The organism is Ruegeria sp. YTSA064 (assembly GCF_059610325.1).
The window spans coordinates 105,344-124,761 of sequence record NZ_JBXWNK010000005.1 but is presented as its reverse complement, the minus strand read 5'-3'; the positions used below and the strand labels follow the sequence as shown (position 1 = coordinate 124,761).

Below are 19,418 nucleotides of genomic sequence, written 5' to 3'. Positions count from 1 at the left end.
ACTCAGGAGATATTCCAATCATCCTCATGCGCTACCTCGCCGATCGCTGTCCAGGATACCCGAATTCTGGCAATGCGCGTATCAGACCAAGTCCGAAACACAGCATTAAATCCCTCGGGGGTAATATCTTCTGCCTGCACCTCAGCTCGCAGCGCAGATGACGTATCCACATCCCAAAGCGCCACACCGATCTGCACAAATGGCACTGATCGAAACGCCTCTTTGAACCGAATGGCGGTTCGGCGTTCGCGCGCGCCTTGCCCGGTCCACATATCTCCACCGTCGGCGAAATCGGAAAACAAAACGGATTCGCCCTGATCAATACCGATGGGATGGGTCAGAAATTTCTTCATCGTGTCGTCTTTTCTTTCAATTCCGGCACCTTACCCTGCACCTTTGACGAAATCACGACAAAAAAACGGCCCCGCAAAGCAGGGCCGTTTCGAATGGGTTGAGATGAACCTTTATAAGCTCATATGCGTTCCAAGGGCTTCCATATCAGCCAGCAACTTAGCTGCATCGTCGACTATGGATTGATCGTCACCCGCTTTCGCGGCCTCATGCGAGGCTCGGGCTTCCGCGATCAGGTCATCCATATGCGACCGGGTCACTTCCGCGACCGGAATGGCTTTTTCTGCCAGAACAGAAAGGCCATCGCCGTTGATCTGGGCAAACCCGCCGGTGACCAGGTATTCGCTGGCTCCTGCAGGTGCCTCGACCTTCAGGATGCCCGGGCGCAGCGTGGTAATTGTAGGGGCATGATCGGGCATTGCCGTCATGTCCCCGTCCGCGCCGGGAATCTGGACCGCCGTCGCCTCAAGCGAAGCGAGGCTCCGCTCGGGGCTGACGAGGTCGAATTGCATCGTGTTTGCCATCAGGGATACTCCTTAGGCGGCTTCTGCGGCCATCTTCTCCGCTTTGGCGATCACTTCTTCGATGCCGCCAACCATCAGGAAGGCCGCTTCGGGCAGGTGATCGTATTCGCCAGCGACAACCGCTTTGAACGACGCGATGGTCACATCCAGAGGAACCTGTACGCCGGGCGAACCGGTGAAGACTTCGGCCACGTCGAACGGCTGTGACAGGAAGCGTTCGATCTTACGGGCACGGGCCACGGTCAGTTTGTCCTCTTCCGACAGTTCGTCCATGCCGAGGATGGCGATGATGTCCTGCAGTGACTTGTAGCGCTGGAGGATCTGCTGAACGTCGGTCGCAACTTTGTAATGCTCTTCACCAACGATGGCCGGATCGAGCAGACGCGAGGTCGAGTCGAGCGGGTCAACCGCAGGGTAGATACCCTTTTCCGAGATCGCACGGTTAAGAACAGTGGTCGCGTCCAAGTGCGCAAACGAGGTTGCCGGCGCAGGGTCGGTAAGGTCGTCCGCAGGCACGTAGATCGCCTGCACGGACGTGATCGAGCCCGACTTGGTCGAGGTGATGCGTTCCTGCAGGGCGCCCATGTCGGTGGCCAGCGTCGGCTGGTAGCCCACCGCCGAAGGAATACGACCCAGCAGAGCCGAAACCTCGGAACCCGCCTGCGTAAAGCGGAAGATGTTGTCGACGAAGAACAGAACGTCGGTACCGGACTGGTCGCGGAACTGCTCGGCCAGAGTCAGACCGGTCAGAGCAACACGTGCACGCGCTCCGGGAGGTTCGTTCATCTGACCGTAAACCAGCGCAACCTGCGATTCTGACAGGTTGTCCGGCTTAATAACGTTCGATTCGATCATTTCGTGATACAGGTCGTTCCCTTCACGGGTCCGTTCACCAACACCCGCGAACACCGAGAAGCCCGAGTGCACTTTTGCGATGTTGTTGATCAGTTCCATGATCAGAACGGTTTTACCAACGCCGGCACCACCGAAGAGGCCAATTTTACCGCCTTTGGCGTAGGGGGCCAGCAGGTCAACAACCTTGATGCCTGTAACCAGAACTTCCGACTCGGTCGACTGTTCGTCGAATGTCGGTGCGGGCTGGTGGATCGCGCGGGCCTCAGATGCTTCAACCGGGCCTTTTTCGTCGATCGGTTCACCAACCACGTTCAGGATGCGGCCCAGGGTGGCGTTGCCAACCGGTACCGAGATCGGTGCGCCGGTGTCGGTCACGGCTTCGCCGCGGACCAGACCTTCGGTCGCGTCCATCGCGATGGTGCGGACAGTGTTTTCACCCAGGTGCTGAGCAACTTCCAACACCAGGCGCTTGCCGTTGTTGGTAGTTTCCAGCGCGTTCAGAATTTCAGGCAGCTGATCTTCGAAGTGCACGTCGACGACGGCCCCGATGATCTGTGTGACTTTGCCTTTTGCATTCGCCATGTTTCGTCTCCGGTATGTCTCTACAGCGCTTCGGCGCCGGAAATAATTTCAATCAGCTCGTTGGTGATCACGGCCTGACGCGAGCGGTTGAACTGGATCGTCAGTTTGTCGATCATTTCACCCGCGTTGCGTGTCGCGTTGTCCATCGCGGACATCCGTGCACCCTGTTCAGACGCTCCGTTTTCGAGCAGAGCCGAGAAGATCGCGGTCGCGACCCCCTTGGGAAGCAGGTCGGCCAGGATGGCCTCTTCGCTGGGCTCGTAATCGAACACGGCACCGCTGTCGTCACCCTCGGTTTCCTCGAACGAGGCGGGGATGACCTGCTGTGCTGTCGGGATCTGGGTCACAACGTTGACGAACTTCGAGTAGAAGATCGTGGCAACGTCGAACTCACCCCCGTCGAAACGTGACAGGACGTCCTTGGCGATGTCTTGCGCGTTGTTGTAGCCAATGCGCTTGACCTCACTCAGGTCGATATGCCCAACGAAAAGATCGCCAAAATCACGCTTGAGCGCATCGCGGCCTTTCTTGCCGACGGTCAAAACCTTGACCGTCTTGCCTTTGCCGCGCAGCTCGTCCGCTTTGGCGCGGGCAAGCTTGGCGATGTTCGCGTTGAAGCCGCCACACAGGCCGCGTTCAGCTGTCATCACAACCAGCAGATGGACATCATCGCTGCCCGTACCACGAAGCAACTTGGGAGCGCTGTCGCTGCCCCCGACCGACGCCGCCAGCCCCGCCATCACGGCATTGAACCGTTCGGCATAAGGGCGCGAGGCTTCGGCAGATTCCTGGGCGCGGCGCAGTTTTGCTGCCGCGACCATCTGCATGGCCTTGGTGATCTTGCGGGTCGATTTGACCGACTCGATCCTGTTTTTAAGGTCCTTCAGACTAGGCATCGGAACCCCCTATCAAGCGAAGGTCGCGGCGTATTCGTCGATCGCTGCCTTGAGTTTGTCTGCTGCGTCACCTTTGATCTTCGGATCTTCGTCGGTGATCCACTTCAGCAGGTCAGCGTGCTTACCGCGCAGGTGTGCCAGCAGGCCAGCCTCATAGCGGCCAACGTCAGATACGTCGATCTTGTCGAGGTAGCCGTTGGTGCCTGCGAAGATGACGCAGACGATTTCGGCGTTGGTCAGCGGCGAGTACTGAGGCTGTTTCATCAGCTCGGTCAGACGCGCACCACGGTTCAGCAGCTGCTGAGTTGCGGCGTCGAGGTCCGAACCGAACTGCGCAAACGCAGCCATTTCGCGGTACTGAGCCAGTTCCAGCTTAACCGGACCAGCAACCGATTTCATCGCATCGGTCTGAGCCGAGGAGCCCACACGCGAAACCGACAGACCGGTGTTCACAGCAGGACGGATACCTTGGTAGAACAGTTCTGTTTCCAGGAAGATCTGACCGTCGGTGATCGAGATCACGTTGGTCGGAATAAACGCCGAAACGTCACCACCCTGAGTTTCGATAACCGGCAGAGCCGTCAGCGAGCCTGCACCAAAGTCTTCGTTCAGCTTCGCCGAACGCTCCAGCAGACGCGAGTGGAGGTAGAAAACGTCGCCAGGATAGGCTTCACGTCCGGGCGGACGACGCAGCAGCAGCGACATCTGACGATATGATACAGCCTGTTTCGACAGGTCATCATATATGATCAGCGCGTGGCGGCCGTTGTCACGGAAGTATTCAGCCATCGCAGTCGCGGCGTAAGGCGCCAGGAACTGCATCGGTGCCGGATCGGACGCGGTCGCGGCCACAACGATCGAGTATTCAATCGCGCCGGACTCTTCCAGTTTCTTCACCAGCTGCGCAACGGTTGAACGCTTCTGACCAACCGCAACGTAGACGCAGTACAGTTTCTTCGACTCGTCGTCGCCTGCTGCGTCGTTATAGACTTTCTGGTTCAGTATGGTGTCCAGGGCAACGGCAGTTTTGCCGGTCTGACGGTCACCAATGATCAACTCACGCTGGCCACGACCAATCGGGATCATCGCGTCAACCGATTTCAGGCCGGTTGCCATCGGCTCGTGCACCGATTTACGCGGGATGATGCCGGGGGCTTTAACGTCTGCAACGCCACGTTTGGAGGCATTGATCGGGCCTTTGCCGTCCAGCGGGTTGCCCAGACCGTCCACAACGCGGCCCAGCAGTTCGTCACCGATCGGAACGTCCACGATCGAGTTGGTGCGCTTAACAGTGTCACCTTCTTTGATGTCACGGTCAGAACCGAAGATAACGACACCGACGTTGTCGCTTTCTAGGTTCAGCGCCATGCCCATGATGCCACCGGGGAATTCGACCATCTCACCCGCTTGCACGTTGTCCAGGCCGTATACACGGGCAATCCCGTCACCGACGCTCAGCACGCGGCCGATTTCGGCCACTTCGGCTTCCTGACCAAAATTCTTGATCTGGTCCTTCAGGATTGCAGAAATCTCTGCAGCTTGGATTCCCATTTATCCGACCTCTTTCATTGCATTCTGTAGGGAGTTCAGCTTCGAACGGATCGAGCTATCGATCATTTTCGAGCCCACTTTAACGACAAGACCGCCGATGAGGCTTTCATCAACGGTCGCATTGATTGTCACGGTCTTGCCAACACGCTCGGACAGCGTCTTGGACAGTTTATCCATTTGAGTCTTGGTCAGTGCCTTGGCCGATGAGACATCGGCAGTCACTTCGCCGCGCTCATCCGCCAGCATGTCGCGCAGAACCTGTACCAGCTGCGGTACAACAAACAGGCGGCGTTTCTGCGCCATCAGACCCAGCGTATTGCGCAGGATGGCATGCAGGCCCATCTTGTCGGCAACTGCGGTGATTGCGCTTTCCTGTTCGGCGCGCGAAACCAGAGGCGATGCAATCAGGTCGCGCAATTCGGCGCTGTCGCCCAATGCTGCTGCCAGATCGTTGATTCCGGTTTCCAGACCTGCGAGGTCATTATTCTCTTTCGCGATCTCGAAGATCGCGGTGGCATAGCGCTCTGCGATGCCTGTGGAAATCGAAGCTGGTTCGGACACGTCCACCCTTCCGATATTTGAGGCCCCGATTTCGAGTAGCGGCCGCTACCTTGGGGCGTGAGGAAACCCCGTCCATTTAGGGCGGGGATCAAAATCACCGGGGATGTAGCAGAGGTGTTCCAACCAAGCAATACGCTATAGCGGTAACAGATTTATCCACAAATCTATATTTTTCATACACTTAAGCTAAGTGCGACCCTTTGGACCGATTGCGGCAGTTGAAAAATGTTACGAATATGCAGGTTTTTGCGATTCCTGTGACCTTTTTCCCGCATTTTTTCCATTCGAAGTGCCCCGGATTGTCACGCAGGTTTCAACAAACCATCCAGCGCTTTGATCGGACGTTTCGCGGCGTCTTTGGTGACGTTTCCACTGGGTGGCCGGATAAGTTTGGTCGCCTCAACCATCAGCACCCCTCCGGCCATGACGGTTGGAATCCGCTGTCCAGTTTTTTCGATCAGGCTACCTGATTTCAGCCAAAACCGACGAAACGAGGGCGGAAGATATAGCGCCGAGCAATGGCTTTCGGGTACAAAATGATGCGCGCGCAGTTGGTTCTCAAGCTGCGTAGTCGAATAGGGCTGCCCAAAGCCAAACGGCGTCCGGTCTGAACGTGACCAAAGTCCGGCCCGGTTCGGTACGACAAATAGTGCCCGCCCACCGGGTCCCAACACGCGCCAGCATTCTTCCAGCAACTGGCTGGGCCGGTTAGAGTTTTCCAAACCATGCATCACCACCAGTTTATCAACGTGACCAGTTTCGATTGGCCACATCGTCTCTTCGGTCAGAACCGAGACATTGGGCATTCCCGCTGGCCATGGCATTACGCCCTGCGGCCCCGGCATCAAGCCGATCACACGACGTGCATCTTTGAGGTAGGGCCGCAACAAAGGTACAGCAAAACCAAAACCTACTACAGTTTGCCCTTTGGCTTCGGGCCAAAGATCCACCAGTCGCCCACGGATCGCCGCTTGGGCCGCGCGACCTAGGGTGCTGCGATAGTAAAAATTCCTCAGATCCTGCACATCAAGATGCATTGCGGACACCCGGTCAATCGGCTTAGCTGGGCGCAGTCTAGCAATGAAAGGGCAAAAGGCCATGCCTCTTGAGATCGTAACCGTCCCCTGCCTGAGCGATAATTATGCCTTTCTCACCCACGATCCCGCTAGTGGCGAGACCGCATTGGTTGACGCGCCAGAATCCGCTCCGATACTGGCGGAACTTGAGGCGCGAGGCTGGCAATTAAGCCACGTGTTGCTGACTCACCACCATTGGGACCATGTGGATGGGTTGAGTGGTATACTGGAAAAACAACCTGCGCGCGTGATCGGCGCAAAGGCGGATGAACACCGGCTACCAAAACTCGACCAGGCAGTTGTTGAAGGTGACACATTCTATATAGGCAGCGAACCGGTCGAAGTTCTGGATGTCCCGGGTCATACCGTCGGGCACATTGCATTCTACATGCCGGAATCCGGCGCCGTCTTTACGGCGGACAGCCTGATGGCTTTGGGATGCGGTCGGTTGTTCGAGGGCACGCCCGCACAAATGTGGGCCTCTCTCAGCAAGCTCGCGGCCCTGCCAGATGAAACAATCGTGTGCTCGGGCCACGAATATACGCAGTCAAACGCCAAATTCGCCCTGACAATCGATCCTGACAACGCTGCCCTGCTGGATCGCGTGGCCGATATCAACCGCGCCCGCGCTGCCGGAGAACCCACAGTGCCCTCAGTTTTGGGGCAGGAAAAGGCGACAAATCCGTTTCTGCGCGCTGCGGATCCGGTGATTCAGGCCCATCTGGGTATGAAAAATTCTGACCCAGCGTCGGTTTTTGCCGAAATACGTGCCCGAAAAGACCGCTTTTAGTGCCTTTCAAGCCCCTATCACGGCCACGGTCACAACAAATGTGACTGTCAAGTGAAAGAAAACCCTTGAAGCCGGGCCACGATCAACCAAACTCTAATAGTATGAGGACATGGTTGGGATGGGGATCCGGCCTAAGGCCCCCTTCCGGCCCAATACAGAGGAGCACCCGCGTGCCTTCATTCTCGAGCACACTTGAACAAGCCATCCACGCGGCCCTTGCGGCGGCGAATGAACGGCGACATGAATTTGCAACGCTAGAGCATTTGCTGCTGGCGCTGCTGGAAGAACCCGACGCGATACGCGTTATGAAAGCATGCAGCGTTGATCTTGATGAGTTGCGCAGCACCTTGGTCGAATTCATCGACGAAGACCTGTCTAACCTCGTCACCGACATAGACGGGTCCGAGGCCGTGCCAACGGCTGCGTTCCAACGTGTCATCCAGCGTGCAGCGATCCATGTTCAAAGCTCTGGCCGCACCGAAGTGACCGGGGCGAATGTTCTGGTCGCTATCTTCGCCGAACGCGAAAGCAACGCGGCCTATTTCCTGCAAGAGCAAGACATGACCCGCTATGACGCGGTGAACTTTATCGCCCACGGTGTCGCAAAGGACCCGGCCTATGGTGAAAACCGGCCGGTGACTGGTGCGGATGAAGCCGAAGAAGAAGCGCAGACCACCTCTGGCGAGGCCGATCAAAAGGAAAGCGCGCTTGGCAAGTATTGCATCGATTTGAACGCAAAATCGCGCGCGGGAGATGTTGATCCGCTGATCGGACGCTCGGACGAGGTTGAACGCTGCATCCAGGTGCTGTGTCGCCGCCGCAAAAACAATCCCCTGTTGGTAGGGGACCCCGGTGTTGGCAAAACAGCCATCGCGGAAGGCTTGGCACATAAGATAGTGGCTGGAGAAGCTCCCGACGTTCTTGCGGAAACCACTATCTATTCGCTCGACATGGGGGCCTTGCTCGCAGGGACCCGCTATCGCGGTGACTTCGAAGAGCGGCTGAAAGCGGTTGTGACCGAGTTGGAAGAACACCCAGATGCGGTTCTCTTCATCGACGAAATTCACACCGTAATCGGTGCCGGAGCGACTTCGGGTGGGGCCATGGATGCATCGAACCTGCTGAAGCCGGCGCTGCAGGGTGGCAAACTGCGCACCATGGGCTCGACCACTTACAAGGAGTTCCGTCAGCATTTCGAAAAAGACCGTGCGCTTAGCCGCCGATTCCAGAAGATTGACGTAAACGAGCCTTCGGTCGAAGACAGCGTGAAGATTCTGCGTGGTCTGAAACCGTATTTTGAAGAGCATCACTCGATCAAATACACGGCGGATGCGATCAAGACGGCTGTCGAACTGTCGGCGCGCTACATCAATGACCGCAAACTGCCCGACAAGGCTATCGACGTAATCGATGAGGCCGGGGCGGCACAGCATCTGCTGGCCGAAAGCAAACGGCGCAAAACCATTGGCGTCAAAGAGATCGAGGCGGTGGTTGCAAAGATTGCGCGTATCCCGCCCAAGAACGTTACCAAGGATGACGCCGAGGTTCTGAAAGATCTCGAAACCTCGCTGAAACGCGTGGTGTTTGGTCAGGATGAAGCCATCGAAGCGCTGTCCAGCGCCATCAAACTGGCCCGTGCCGGTCTGCGGGAACCAGAGAAACCCATCGGAAACTACCTGTTTGCTGGTCCTACCGGTGTGGGTAAAACCGAGGTGGCGAAACAACTGGCGGATACGCTGGGTGTGGAACTGCTGCGCTTTGACATGTCGGAATATATGGAGAAGCACGCGGTCAGCCGCCTGATTGGTGCCCCTCCGGGTTATGTCGGGTTTGATCAGGGCGGTCTGTTGACCGATGGCGTCGACCAGCATCCGCATTGTGTGCTGTTGCTTGATGAAATCGAAAAGGCACACCCGGATGTGTTCAATATCCTGCTGCAGGTGATGGATCATGGCGAGTTGACCGATCACAACGGTCGAACGGTGAACTTCCGCAACGTCGTGCTGATTATGACCTCGAATGCAGGGGCTCAGGAACAAGCCAAGGCCGCCATCGGCTTTGCCCGCGACCGTCGCGAAGGCGAGGACACTGCAGCGATCGAACGCATGTTCACGCCGGAATTCCGCAACCGCCTAGACGCCGTGATCTCATTTGCGCCGCTGCCGAAAGAGGTCATCTTGCAGGTCGTCGAAAAGTTCGTCCTGCAGCTTGAAGCTCAATTGCTGGATCGTGGCGTGACCATCGATCTGACCCCCCGTGCCGCCGAATGGCTGGCCGACAAGGGCTATGATGACAAGATGGGTGCACGTCCGCTGGGACGTGTCATTCAGGAGCACATTAAGAAGCCTCTGGCCGAGGAGCTGCTGTTCGGTAAATTGGCCAAAGGTGGCGTGGTCCGTGTTTCGGTCAAAAAAGGCGAATTGAGCCTTGAAATCCTGGGGCCCGATCAGCCACGTATACCCGGTGACAAGCCCCCGCTGCTGACAGCAGACTGACCTTAATCTTGAAACCTGCTTGAACGCCTGCCAACTTCATTTGGCAGGCGTTTTTCATTTGCATAAGTCGGCTGAGAACAGGTGCAGAATTGCGTAGAATCGGTGCGTTGATATTTCCCGGGTTTGAATTGCTGGATGTCTTTGGTCCGATGGAGATGTTCGGTCTTCTGGAGGACGATTTCCAATTGGAACTTGTCGCTGAAACCCCAGGGCCAATTCAAAGCAACCAAAAGCTGAAAGCGATCGCGGAACACTCTATCAGCGACGATACCCATTATGATATCCTCTTCGTCCCCGGTGGTGCCGGAACGCGCCGCGAAGTCGGGAATCACCGCCTGCTGGATTGGATCTCGATCAGCGCCGAGAAGGTGGAGTTCACCCTGAGTGTTTGCACCGGCAGCGCCCTTCTTGCCAAAGCTGGTGTTTTGGACACTCGGCGCGCCACCACGAATAAGGCTGCGTATTCGTGGGTCCGCACGCAGGGGCCAAATGTCGACTGGGTGCCTCAGGCGCGATGGGTCGAAGATGGCCCCTTCCTGACATCATCCGGAGTTTCTGCCGGTATGGACATGACGCTGGGCGCTATCGCCTTGTTGCACGGAGAAGACAGAGCCGAGGAAGTTGCCAAGTGGTGCGAGTATTCGTGTCACAAGGACAAGAGCCACGATCCCTTTGCCCAAATTCACGGGTTGGTCTGATACCCGTTTGCTGCTTACCGCTCGGTCAGTTTCAACTCGATCCGACGATTCTGCGCACGGGCCTCGGGGGTGTCCGCTGGGTTAACGGGCTGGAATTCCCCGAACCCGTTTGCTGCAAGCCGATCCGGAGGAATACCCAGCGCATCAACCATATAGCGCACCACAGACAAAGCGCGGCCCTGGCTGAGTTCCCAATTGTCGCGATACCGTCCAGTACTCACAAGCGGTACATTGTCGGTATGCCCATCGACCCGGATGACCCAGTTCAATCCACCAGGGATTTCTGCGGCGACACTACGCAGAATATTGGCGACCTTGGCGACCTCTTGGCGGCCTTCGACAGACAACTCTGCCGAGCCTGTGGCAAAAAGAACCTCGGACGAGAATACGAATCTGTCACCCTCGATCCGAACACCTTCCTGATCGCCCAGCACATCCCGCAAACGCCCGAAGAATTCCGAGCGGTAACGTTGCAGATCTTCCGCCTGTGCTGTCAGCTCCTGGTTTTGACCGGCGAGTTCCTCTGCTTCGGCCTCAAGACGAATACGCTCGGCCTCTTCCAGCAACCTTCGGCGGCGCTCTTCCGAGGCCGCACGCGCGAGGGCCGCATTCAAATCCTGTCCCAGCGTTTGAACCTGAATTTCGGCTGCCGCATTTCGATCTTCATAATCATCCAAAAGCGCCTGCAATGATCCAAGCTGGCTGCGCAACGCCGACATCTGCTGATTTAACAGGGCGGTCTGCCGCTGCGCCTCTGCCGATATCTCTTTCTCTGACGCAAGTGTATCTTGTGCCAAAGCCAAGAGCGCAGCACGCTCGTCTGCGAGTGACTTTTGTTCGTCGACCTGCGCCTGAGCTTGCGTTTGTGCCTCTAGCGCAGCCTGAAGCTGAGCTCTTAACTCTTCGGCATTGATTTCGCCAAATTTCTGCTCCAACTCTGCCTGCGCGGCCCGCGCTGCGGCCAGCAAGGTCAGTGTTTCTTCGGCTTCCTTGCGTTGTGCTTCCAATGCGAGTGTCATCGCGGTCAGCTCGGCATCTGCATCCTGCAAACGATTGCGCAAGGTTTCCGCCGCAGCCGCCTCGGCCAGACGCGCGGCTACTTCTTCGGTCAGTTGTTGCTCAAGCTCAGTGATTTGAAGGGCTTGAGCATCTTTGTTGGTTTCAAGGTCGGCAATCAAGGCCTCAAGCGCTTCGCGCCGTGCAGCGGCCAGACGCGCGACTTCGGCTTGCGCGTCGATTTCCTGCCGACTTTGGGCAAGCGCCAGATTGAGGGCCTCTTGTTCGGTCAGCAGTTCATCACGCTGAGTTTCCAGCGCCGTAATATCTCCCTGTGCCCGCTCCTGATCAGCAAGCAACGCGGCGACCTGCGCCTCGAAGTCGGTGATGCGTCCTTGTGCTTGCGCCAAATCATCTTCGACCCGATTCAGGGTCGTGTTCAGCGTCCCCAATCGAGCTTGAAGACGGCTGTTTTCCCGCTCTTCCAACCCCAGCGCCCCAGCCAGTGCTGCGATTTCGTCGGACAGCGCGGTCAGTTCATCCTCTTGGCCTGAAATGGTCTCGCGCAGCACAAACTGGACAACCATGAAGATGGTCAACACAAAGGTCAAAACCATCAGCAAGCCGGTCATTGCGTCCACGAAACCGGGCCAGACCGAGCCCGAGAACCGTTGACCTGTGCGGCGAGACAGCGCCATCCGTTACTCTCCTTCCGGAGAGCTACGCACCGCGCCGCGTGGAAGAGTGAGTGCTTTGACCAGTAGCTCGAAATCCTTGCGCAGCTCGTTCATGCTGTCCTGACGACCGGCGGAAATCTCTTCGAGAATACGCAGTAGCTGTACATCCATCGATCGTAGGCGCATCCGGCTTTCGGCATCGATCCCCTCACCCGCGCCGTGTTCTCGCATATGATCCAGCAGTGCATCTTGCCCCAGCGCCACACGTTCCAATGCCGCCGTAACGCCTTCGGTCTGGGCTTGCCGTTGGTTCATTTCCCCGATCACATCAACCAATTGACCCAGTTTGGTTGAGACATTGATCCGGTCAACTTCTTGCGCCGAGAACATATCCTGCAGGGCATCCATCTGCTCGGACATCGCATCAAGAACCGGTGTCAGTACGGCCAGTTCGGCGCCCCCTTCATCACCCGCCGCAAATCCGACGCGGGTAATTGATGACAGCCATTCCTCCAACTCACGGTAAAAGCGGTTCTGGCCATGACCTGCAAATAATTCCAGCAAGCCGACGATCAGTGATCCAGCCAGGCCCAGCAGAGACGAGCCAAAGGCAACACCCATTCCCTGCAGCTGTGATTCCAGTCCCGTCATCAGACGATTGAAGACGGCCAAGCCCTCCTCGCCTTCTTGAGGGTTCAAGCTGCGGATTGTGTCGACGATGGCCGGAACCGTTGTAGCCAGTCCAAAGAAGGTACCCAAAAGACCAAGGTAGATCAGCACGTTGGTGATATAACGCGTGATCTCACGCTCCTCCTCCACCCGTTCGGCGACGGAATCGAGGATTGACCGGGTTGAGCTGGAACTGATCTGAGACCGCGCACCCCGTTCACGTAGAAGCGATGCCAGCGGAGCCAACAATTGCGGCGGGCGCGCATCGTCCCGCTCGACCCCGCCGATGAAAGCTTCGATCCAGCGAACCGAGCCAATCAACTGCGTAACTTGCAGAAAACAGGCGGCAACACCGATGACAAATACCAGCAGGATGAATCCGTTAAGATACAGATTGGCTTGAACGACGGGCAGCACATAGGGCAGCGCCATGAACACGCCTAGCCCCGACAGCCCGATTGCAATCAGCATCATCAAGATTTGACGGATCGGTTGTGAGAAATGCGGTCTCACGCCCTGATGTGCCTGCGCCATGCGCGTGGCTCCTGGTATTGTCTGCTCTGGGCTGAACCTAACGAAGTTCGTCCCGCGACGCCAAGAGTTTATGCACTGATTGTCCGCACCCGTTGCGACAACCACTCAAGGTCCGGGTCGTGCAGTCCAATATCTGTCAGATGCGACGCGGTATTATAGAGATACTCGGTATTCGGTCCACGCCCGCCAACCGCATGGGCGATGATCTGGGCTTGCTCTTCCAATGGCAGGCCACCGCAATACTGAACATGATGCGCGTCGATTACGTAAGTCACTGCATTCACGATCTTCCCGCAGTCCAGATGCACATCAAGCATTCGTTCAAGATATGCTGACGAGATCAGCTCGCGCTCGCGCAGCTCCGCCAAGGTGCGATCTTCATGTCCTGCTTCGACGGCCAGAGCCAATCCAGTGCAGAGCGCGTCGGGCTGCTCGTCTAGCGCCAGCACCAGGCCTGGATCTTCCTCGGTGCCACGATGGTGGATCGAACGCATACAGAAAGACCGGGCATAGCCATGCAAGGTGGCACGTTCACTGCGGGCTACCGGGAAACCCGGATTCCACAGCAGCGATCCATATCCGAATACCCACATCGTCATTGCACTGGTCCTTGCCTGTTTGGCCCTATAAACATCAAATCCGAGGCAGGAAAAAGGGCCATTCATCATGCGTCGCCTGATACGCGTTTTTGTATTTATCGCCCTTGCGTGGAGCGCCTACTGGTTTGTGGCCGGTTACGGGCTGCGCAACGCACTGACTGGTTGGTTTGACAGGCAGCAGGAATTGGGCTGGCAGGCTGACTTCTCAGACGTGACAACAGCCGGCTATCCGTTTCAGCACATCACGCGCCTAGACAACCCCGCTTTGGCCGATCCAGTTAACGGAACGGCATGGAGCGCGGATTGGATCGAGTTCCAAAGCCCAGCAATCTGGCCTGGCCGTCAGATGCTGCGCTTTGCCAGCACGCCACAGCGCCTGTCCTATTTCGACCAGACCACAACCGTTCAGGCTGAGGAGCTACAAGCCGAACTGCACCTCCAACCTGGCGTCGCACTGGTACTCGAGAAAATGGCGCTGACTTCTGAACGCTGGTTGCTGACCACCGAAGGTGATCCGCAGGCTGGTGGTCAAACGCTGGGTCTTGTGATGGAACAATCCGGAGCACCCGAAAGCTATGGGATTACGGCAAATGTCGACGGATTTACACCCGGTGATGATCTGAGGCGTCTGATGCGTTCATCCTCGACCCTACCGCAATCGTTCGAAACACTTGAACTGGATATGTTTGTCACTTTCGACAAACCTTGGGATCGCTCGGCGCTTGAGCAGCGTCGCCCTCAACCCGTCGAGATCGATCTGCGCTTGGCAGAGGTGAAATGGGGAGAGTTGCGTCTGTTCGCCACCGGAGAATTGAATGTAGACGAACAAGGCATCCCAACCGGTGAAATCGCGATGAAGGCGGAAAATTGGCGCGATATGATCGCGATGGCGAATGCTGCAGGCGCACTTCCTGATCAGGCAGTTGATCCGGTGACCCGCGCTTTGGGGTTCATGGCCGGTTTGGGCGGCAATCCAAATGCGCTGGATTTACAACTGAATTTCCGCGACGGGTTCGTCGCCTTGGGGCCTTTGCCACTGGGCCCTGCACCCCGGCTGGTTCTCCGTTAACGGCAATAAGTACCGCTTCGATACCGCGCGGTATCAAGGTGGAAATGATCCCGATGATAGCGATCCGAGTTTGGCCCCAGTACCGTGCCAAACGGCCCACAAGCGCCGCGCCAGACTTTGGTTAGTTGCTTCTTGGACGGATTTTTGCGCCAGCCATCCAGGACTGTCACCACCTCACCATCCGCCATCTTGAAACCCGATATGTCGATGGCGCGTCCCTTGCCGTGTTCGGAAATTCGCGCCCCTTTGCGGTTGTTCCGCGTTCGACAAGCGTAGTGCGCGGCGACCTGCAGTTCGACCACCGGACCACGTCGTTTGAACGTGGGTATAACGGCTTTGTCGACCCATTTGTTCAGTGCCTGCGCTGTTCCGCAATCCATCGTTGAAGGGCGGCTTAATTTGACCCCCGAAACCGATGTGATCTGAACCGCGTCCTTGATCCCACAGGCTTTGATCTTGCCGTTAACGCGCCCGACCGCCTTGCCCTGTATGTAGATGTCACCGCACACCGAGGTTTTGCGCAGCTTGCGTTTCTTGAAGAGAACTTGCTGTTCCAATTGTTCTGGTCGAACGAATGGCCGGATCGATTTCTCTGGCCCAAATAATGGGAGATCAACGGGTCGGGCCGCCGCGGCTGTTACCTGAGGTGAAGCAGGCCTTAGGATGGGGCGGACGTTGGAAGTGACAACTGTTGTTACCACCTCGGAGGTCCCTGGGCGTGTCAGCGGCACAAGAGAGGCTTCAGGCGCAGCGGAATGTGAAGTCGTTGCCGTCAATACGATGAAACCTATCAAAAAGCTGCTGCTCAAGCCTCTCATGTCGATGTCTTTCCCCGCCCAAAATCTGGTGCATCCGTATCCTGCCCAGCATCGATAATGCCTCGGCGGATTGCCCGAGTGCGCGTAAAGTAGTCGAACAATTGCTCTCCGTCACCTGTGCGGATAGCCCGTTGAAGTGCAAAGAGTTCTTCTGTGAAGCGTCCTAGAATCTCCAGCGTCGCGTCCTTGTTGGTCAAGAACACATCGCGCCACATGGTCGGATCCGAAGCTGCGATTCGCGTAAAGTCGCGGAAGCCGGCGGCCGAGTATTTGATAACTTCGGTGTCTGTAACCCGCCGAAGATCATCTGCGACACCCACCATCGTGTAGGCGATCAGGTGCGGAGCATGCGAGGTAACGGCAAGAACCAAATCATGGTGATCAGCGTCCATCTCATCGACATTCGAACCCATGCCTTCCCAGAAGGTGCGCAATTGTGCGATTGCGTCTATATCTGAACCTTCTACCGGCACCAGCAGACACCAGCGGTTGTCAAACAGCTCGGCGAAACCAGCTTCGGGGCCGGAATGTTCGGTTCCGGCTAGAGGGTGGGCAGGAATGAAATGGACCCCATCGGGGATGTGCGGCGAGACAGCCTTGATCACATGACGCTTGACCGACCCGACATCCGAAACTGTTGCACCCGGCTTCAGAACTGGTGCGATATCTTCTGCCACGGCTCCCATCGCCCCAACAGGAACACAAAGGACCACCAGGTCAGCATCTTCGACTGCCTCTTGCGCGGTATCGCATACCCGGTCGCAAAGTCCGATACGACGCGCAGTCTCACGAGTCGCCTCGGATCGGGCATAACCCGTCACTTCGCCTGCAAGCCCGGCGCGTTTGATCGCCCAGAACATGGAGGAAGCGATTAGGCCCAGCCCAATCAGCGCCACACGGTCGTATATCTGGGTCATGCAGTGCCCCCTTTGAACGCGGTAATGGCTGCAACCACGTGGCGGCAGGCGTTTTCGTCACCTACGGTAATCCGCAGAGCGTTTGGCAGGTTGTAGCCCGCAACCCGCCGAACGATCAAACCCTGAGTTTTTAGGAAATCGTCACAAGCCTCAGCCTCGTTCCGATCAGCAAAGCGGGCGAGTACGAAATTGGTGCAGGAGGCATCTGAAGCCACTCCAACCTTGGCCAGTTCCTCGGACAACCAAATGCGAAGGCGCGCATTCTCTGACTGGCAAAACCGCAGATATTCTTCGTCGCCTACAGCGGCTTCTGCGGCTGCCAGAGCGGTCAAAGACAGATTGAAGGGCTGCCGGACGCGGTTCAGCACGTCGATTATCTCTTTCGCTGCATAGCCCCAGCCAACGCGCATGCCCCCAAGACCGTACACCTTGGAGAATGTTCGGGTCATGATGACGTTGCTAAACCGGTCAACCAACCCTGCCCCGCCATCAAAACCGTCGACAAATTCTGCATAGGCGCCATCCAGCACCATTAGGCAATCGTTGGGCAACCCCTGCGCCAATCGTACCAACTCTGCGTCAGAAACCATTGTTGAAGTCGGGTTCCCTGGATTGGTTACAAAGACAATCCGTGTCCGGCCTGTGACCGAAGCAAGGATGTTATCCACGTCCACTCGGCGATCCCGCTCGGAAACCATGACCGGGGTCGCCCCAGCCATGCGCGCGATGATTGGGTACATGGAAAACCCATGCTCGGTATAAATCACCTCATCGCCCGGCCCAGCATAGGCCTGCGCTACGAATTGCAGCACCTCGTCACTGCCGACGCCGCATATAATACGGTCCGGGTTCAACCCATGCTTTTCAGCAATCGCGTTGCGCAGGCTGGCGTGATCGGTGCTGGGATAACGATGCAACGAAGCTGCGCTATCGCGCACGGCCTCGATTGCCTTGGGGCTTGGTCCGAAAGGGTTTTCATTGGAACTCAGCTTGATGACTTCAGCCACGCCCTCAACATGTGACTGCCCGCCCTGATACAGTGCGATGTCCATAATGCCGGGTTGTGGGGTGATCTGGTTCATGAGGGGCTCCAATAACGTGGCCCCTCTTACCCTTCTCATCGCATTGAGAAAAGCGGCAATTCCTTCAGACCGCCTCGAAGCAGGTCATCGCCGGTTCAGCAGAATGAAATGCCCGGATATCCTCGGCTCAGCCCTTGCGCTATCGCAACGCTCACCGATGGGTGCCTCCTCGGATCCGCCTCTTCATCTGGCTCAAAATATCTCGGGGGAGTCGCAAAGCGACGGGGGCAGAGCCCCCAAAATCAAAAAAGACCGCGCTTAAAGCGCGGCCCTTAAACTCAGCAGATCGGCGAAGATTAGTTCTTCGCGTAGAATTCGACGACCAGGTTCGGTTCCATCATAACCGGGTAAGGCACATCGCTCAGGCCAGGTGCGCGCACAAACGTTGCAGTCATTTTCGAGTGATCCGCATCGATGTAGTCTGGGACATCACGCTCTGCCAGAGCAGCCGCTTCCAGAACAACGGCCAATTGCTTGGACTTGTCGCGCACTTCGATCACGTCACCTTCCTTGACACGGTAGCTGGGGATGTTGACCCGCTTGCCGTTCACTTTGACGTGGCCGTGGTTCACGAATTGACGCGCGGCAAACACGGTTGCAACAAACTTGGCACGGTAGACAACAGCGTCCAGACGACGTTCCAGCAGACCGATCAGGTTTTCACCGGTGTCACCGTTTACACGAACAGCTTCGGCGTAGATGCGGCGGAACTGCTTCTCGGTCAGGTCGCCATAATAGCCTTTCAGCTTCTGCTTGGCACGCAGCTGCAGACCGAAGTCCGACAGTTTGCCCTTGCGGCGCTGACCGTGCTGGCCGGGGCCGTATTCACGACGGTTGACCGGGGATTTCGGACGACCCCAGATGTTTTCGCCCATCCGGCGGTCGATTTTGTACTTGGCAGACGTGCGTTTGGTCACGGCTGATCTCCTTCGTTTGGTCGAGGCCACATTGGCCACTATGAAGGGCGTTGTCCTCTTGAGGTTTCCCCCATGACAGGCATCCCCTTGCGGGGGCCACCAACACCAATGAAGCCGCGCTTATATCTGCAGTTTTACCAGAGTCAACATGCCGAACCGAACAGTCGGGCCGTTTTCCGTATTATTCATACAATTTTCAGCGGTGCGGCCTGCTATTCAGCGGCAACACCCACGATTTTTGGCATATCTGCGGGAATTGCGATCACCCCAGCCGCAGAACCGGGGAAGGCAATCACCTTACTGTCATCGATAAATCCAATATCGGCGGGCTCCACATTCTCAGCCGCCTCACTGACCCAAAACTCTTGATCCGCTTCGGGGCATCCGTCCTTGAAAATCAACATCAGAGAAGAACCACCGACAATTTGCACAAGCTCGGCAGTGAATTTCTGCGCTCCATTTGTCAGCTCGACAAGCGAGCCCTGAGCTACAGCAAGCGGGTCAAAAGCAACATCCGCTCGTGCCGCCAGCGCTGATACAACATTTGAGTATGCATCGTTCTGAACATAAACATCAGCATCTGCCGACAATTCGATCTTGCGGCCCCGCCAAGACCAAGCTGCACCGACAACCATATGGGCAAGAGGCGCCGCCTCAAGCCCGTCAATCTCTGTCTGCGACCAAGATATCGCTACCTGACCGTTAAACCCGGTTCCCATATACCCGCCCGTACATTTACTCGCCCAACTTTTTATGTTGCA

Annotated in this window: 19 protein-coding genes; 4 read left to right on the top strand and 15 right to left on the bottom strand. The window is 56.9% G+C overall.

What is annotated here, in order from left to right; translation table 11 throughout:
- Positions 1-2: 2 nt before the first annotated feature.
- The 7 genes from AC2FI7_RS09135 to AC2FI7_RS09105 all read right to left on the bottom strand — a co-directional run bounded on the left by AC2FI7_RS09135 (position 3) and on the right by AC2FI7_RS09105 (position 6,357).
- A complete protein-coding gene (locus AC2FI7_RS09135; protein WP_010441765.1) occupies positions 3-353 on the bottom strand; it encodes an H-type lectin domain-containing protein in 351 nt (116 codons plus the stop codon).
- A gap of 111 nt (positions 354-464) precedes the next feature.
- Complete coding sequence (locus AC2FI7_RS09130; protein ID WP_010441764.1) at positions 465-875, bottom strand: F0F1 ATP synthase subunit epsilon; 411 nt, start codon at positions 873-875, stop codon at positions 465-467.
- A gap of 12 nt (positions 876-887) precedes the next feature.
- Positions 888-2,312 (bottom strand): F0F1 ATP synthase subunit beta, encoded by a 1,425-nt coding sequence (gene atpD, locus AC2FI7_RS09125; protein ID WP_010441763.1) that lies wholly within the window; start codon positions 2,310-2,312, stop codon positions 888-890.
- A gap of 20 nt (positions 2,313-2,332) precedes the next feature.
- Complete coding sequence (locus AC2FI7_RS09120) at positions 2,333-3,208, bottom strand: F0F1 ATP synthase subunit gamma (protein ID WP_010441762.1); 876 nt, start codon at positions 3,206-3,208, stop codon at positions 2,333-2,335.
- A 12-nt stretch (positions 3,209-3,220) separates the two neighbouring features.
- The gene (gene atpA, locus AC2FI7_RS09115; RefSeq protein ID WP_010441761.1) at positions 3,221-4,759 is read right to left on the bottom strand and encodes a F0F1 ATP synthase subunit alpha; all 1,539 of its coding nucleotides are present in this window, start codon (positions 4,757-4,759) and stop codon (positions 3,221-3,223) included.
- Positions 4,760-5,320: a F0F1 ATP synthase subunit delta gene (locus tag AC2FI7_RS09110; RefSeq protein ID WP_010441760.1), complete on the bottom strand. Its 561-nt coding sequence runs from the start codon at positions 5,318-5,320 to the stop codon at positions 4,760-4,762.
- Between the two features lie 302 nt (positions 5,321-5,622).
- A complete protein-coding gene (locus AC2FI7_RS09105) occupies positions 5,623-6,357 on the bottom strand; it encodes a class I SAM-dependent methyltransferase (RefSeq protein ID WP_010441759.1) in 735 nt (244 codons plus the stop codon).
- A gap of 61 nt (positions 6,358-6,418) precedes the next feature.
- Between AC2FI7_RS09105 and gloB the strand changes: the two genes are divergently transcribed.
- From gloB to AC2FI7_RS09090, 3 genes are all read left to right on the top strand, one after another.
- Positions 6,419-7,186: a hydroxyacylglutathione hydrolase gene (gloB, locus tag AC2FI7_RS09100; protein WP_029621977.1), complete on the top strand. Its 768-nt coding sequence runs from the start codon at positions 6,419-6,421 to the stop codon at positions 7,184-7,186.
- Between the two features lie 170 nt (positions 7,187-7,356).
- Entirely contained in the window at positions 7,357-9,681 is a 2,325-nt protein-coding gene (clpA, locus tag AC2FI7_RS09095) for an ATP-dependent Clp protease ATP-binding subunit ClpA (RefSeq protein ID WP_010441757.1), read from the top strand.
- Between the two features lie 89 nt (positions 9,682-9,770).
- A complete protein-coding gene (locus AC2FI7_RS09090; RefSeq protein ID WP_496815808.1) occupies positions 9,771-10,379 on the top strand; it encodes a DJ-1/PfpI family protein in 609 nt (202 codons plus the stop codon).
- 14 nt (positions 10,380-10,393) lie between these two features.
- Here the strand turns inward: AC2FI7_RS09090 and AC2FI7_RS09085 are convergent, their stop codons facing one another.
- The 3 genes from AC2FI7_RS09085 to AC2FI7_RS09075 all read right to left on the bottom strand — a co-directional run bounded on the left by AC2FI7_RS09085 (position 10,394) and on the right by AC2FI7_RS09075 (position 13,854).
- Positions 10,394-12,073 carry a peptidoglycan -binding protein gene (locus AC2FI7_RS09085; protein ID WP_010441755.1) on the bottom strand — a complete coding sequence of 560 codons (1,680 nt, stop codon included), beginning with the start codon at positions 12,071-12,073 and terminating at the stop codon, positions 10,394-10,396.
- Positions 12,074-12,076: 3 nt separating this feature from the next.
- Complete coding sequence (locus tag AC2FI7_RS09080; protein ID WP_010441754.1) at positions 12,077-13,255, bottom strand: hypothetical protein; 1,179 nt, start codon at positions 13,253-13,255, stop codon at positions 12,077-12,079.
- Positions 13,256-13,323: 68 nt separating this feature from the next.
- A complete protein-coding gene (locus AC2FI7_RS09075) occupies positions 13,324-13,854 on the bottom strand; it encodes a gamma-glutamylcyclotransferase (protein WP_029621976.1) in 531 nt (176 codons plus the stop codon).
- Between the two features lie 67 nt (positions 13,855-13,921).
- Here AC2FI7_RS09075 and AC2FI7_RS09070 point away from each other — a divergent pair, with 67 nt between their 5' ends.
- Positions 13,922-14,923: a DUF2125 domain-containing protein gene (locus AC2FI7_RS09070; RefSeq protein ID WP_496815805.1), complete on the top strand. Its 1,002-nt coding sequence runs from the start codon at positions 13,922-13,924 to the stop codon at positions 14,921-14,923.
- Here the strand turns inward: AC2FI7_RS09070 and AC2FI7_RS09065 are convergent.
- The 5 genes from AC2FI7_RS09065 to AC2FI7_RS09045 form a co-directional block, all read right to left on the bottom strand.
- The gene (locus AC2FI7_RS09065) at positions 14,920-15,741 is read right to left on the bottom strand and encodes an extensin-like domain-containing protein (protein WP_010441751.1); all 822 of its coding nucleotides are present in this window, start codon (positions 15,739-15,741) and stop codon (positions 14,920-14,922) included. The two genes, AC2FI7_RS09070 and AC2FI7_RS09065, sit on opposite strands and share 4 nt — an antisense overlap.
- Positions 15,738-16,658 carry a prephenate/arogenate dehydrogenase family protein gene (locus AC2FI7_RS09060; protein ID WP_010441750.1) on the bottom strand — a complete coding sequence of 307 codons (921 nt, stop codon included), beginning with the start codon at positions 16,656-16,658 and terminating at the stop codon, positions 15,738-15,740. The genes AC2FI7_RS09065 and AC2FI7_RS09060 overlap by 4 nt, the downstream gene beginning before the upstream one ends.
- A complete protein-coding gene (gene hisC, locus AC2FI7_RS09055) occupies positions 16,655-17,740 on the bottom strand; it encodes a histidinol-phosphate transaminase (RefSeq protein WP_010441749.1) in 1,086 nt (361 codons plus the stop codon). The genes AC2FI7_RS09060 and hisC overlap by 4 nt, the downstream gene beginning before the upstream one ends.
- A gap of 296 nt (positions 17,741-18,036) precedes the next feature.
- The gene (rpsD, locus tag AC2FI7_RS09050; RefSeq protein WP_010441748.1) at positions 18,037-18,657 is read right to left on the bottom strand and encodes a 30S ribosomal protein S4; all 621 of its coding nucleotides are present in this window, start codon (positions 18,655-18,657) and stop codon (positions 18,037-18,039) included.
- Positions 18,658-18,869: 212 nt separating this feature from the next.
- Positions 18,870-19,376: a hypothetical protein gene (locus tag AC2FI7_RS09045; protein ID WP_010441747.1), complete on the bottom strand. Its 507-nt coding sequence runs from the start codon at positions 19,374-19,376 to the stop codon at positions 18,870-18,872.
- Positions 19,377-19,418: the final 42 nt, after the last annotated feature.

Excerpts from the sequence above, each read along its gene's own strand:
- AC2FI7_RS09135 (WP_010441765.1), bottom strand. The coding sequence starts at position 353 with ATGAAGAAATTTCTGACCCATCCCATCGGTATTGATCAGGGCGAATCC.
- AC2FI7_RS09130 (WP_010441764.1), bottom strand. The coding sequence starts at position 875 with ATGGCAAACACGATGCAATTCGACCTCGTCAGCCCCGAGCGGAGCCTC.
- atpD (WP_010441763.1), bottom strand. The coding sequence starts at position 2,312 with ATGGCGAATGCAAAAGGCAAAGTCACACAGATCATCGGGGCCGTCGTC.
- AC2FI7_RS09120 (WP_010441762.1), bottom strand. The coding sequence starts at position 3,208 with ATGCCTAGTCTGAAGGACCTTAAAAACAGGATCGAGTCGGTCAAATCG.
- atpA (WP_010441761.1), bottom strand. The coding sequence starts at position 4,759 with ATGGGAATCCAAGCTGCAGAGATTTCTGCAATCCTGAAGGACCAGATC.
- AC2FI7_RS09105 (WP_010441759.1), bottom strand. The coding sequence starts at position 6,357 with ATGCATCTTGATGTGCAGGATCTGAGGAATTTTTACTATCGCAGCACC.
- gloB (WP_029621977.1), top strand. The coding sequence starts at position 6,419 with ATGCCTCTTGAGATCGTAACCGTCCCCTGCCTGAGCGATAATTATGCC.
- AC2FI7_RS09085 (WP_010441755.1), bottom strand. The coding sequence starts at position 12,073 with ATGGCGCTGTCTCGCCGCACAGGTCAACGGTTCTCGGGCTCGGTCTGG.
- AC2FI7_RS09080 (WP_010441754.1), bottom strand. The coding sequence starts at position 13,255 with ATGGCGCAGGCACATCAGGGCGTGAGACCGCATTTCTCACAACCGATC.
- AC2FI7_RS09075 (WP_029621976.1), bottom strand. The coding sequence starts at position 13,854 with ATGACGATGTGGGTATTCGGATATGGATCGCTGCTGTGGAATCCGGGT.
- AC2FI7_RS09070 (WP_496815805.1), top strand. The coding sequence starts at position 13,922 with ATGCGTCGCCTGATACGCGTTTTTGTATTTATCGCCCTTGCGTGGAGC.
- AC2FI7_RS09065 (WP_010441751.1), bottom strand. The coding sequence starts at position 15,741 with ATGAGAGGCTTGAGCAGCAGCTTTTTGATAGGTTTCATCGTATTGACG.
- AC2FI7_RS09060 (WP_010441750.1), bottom strand. The coding sequence starts at position 16,658 with ATGACCCAGATATACGACCGTGTGGCGCTGATTGGGCTGGGCCTAATC.
- hisC (WP_010441749.1), bottom strand. The coding sequence starts at position 17,740 with ATGAACCAGATCACCCCACAACCCGGCATTATGGACATCGCACTGTAT.
- AC2FI7_RS09045 (WP_010441747.1), bottom strand. The coding sequence starts at position 19,376 with ATGGGAACCGGGTTTAACGGTCAGGTAGCGATATCTTGGTCGCAGACA.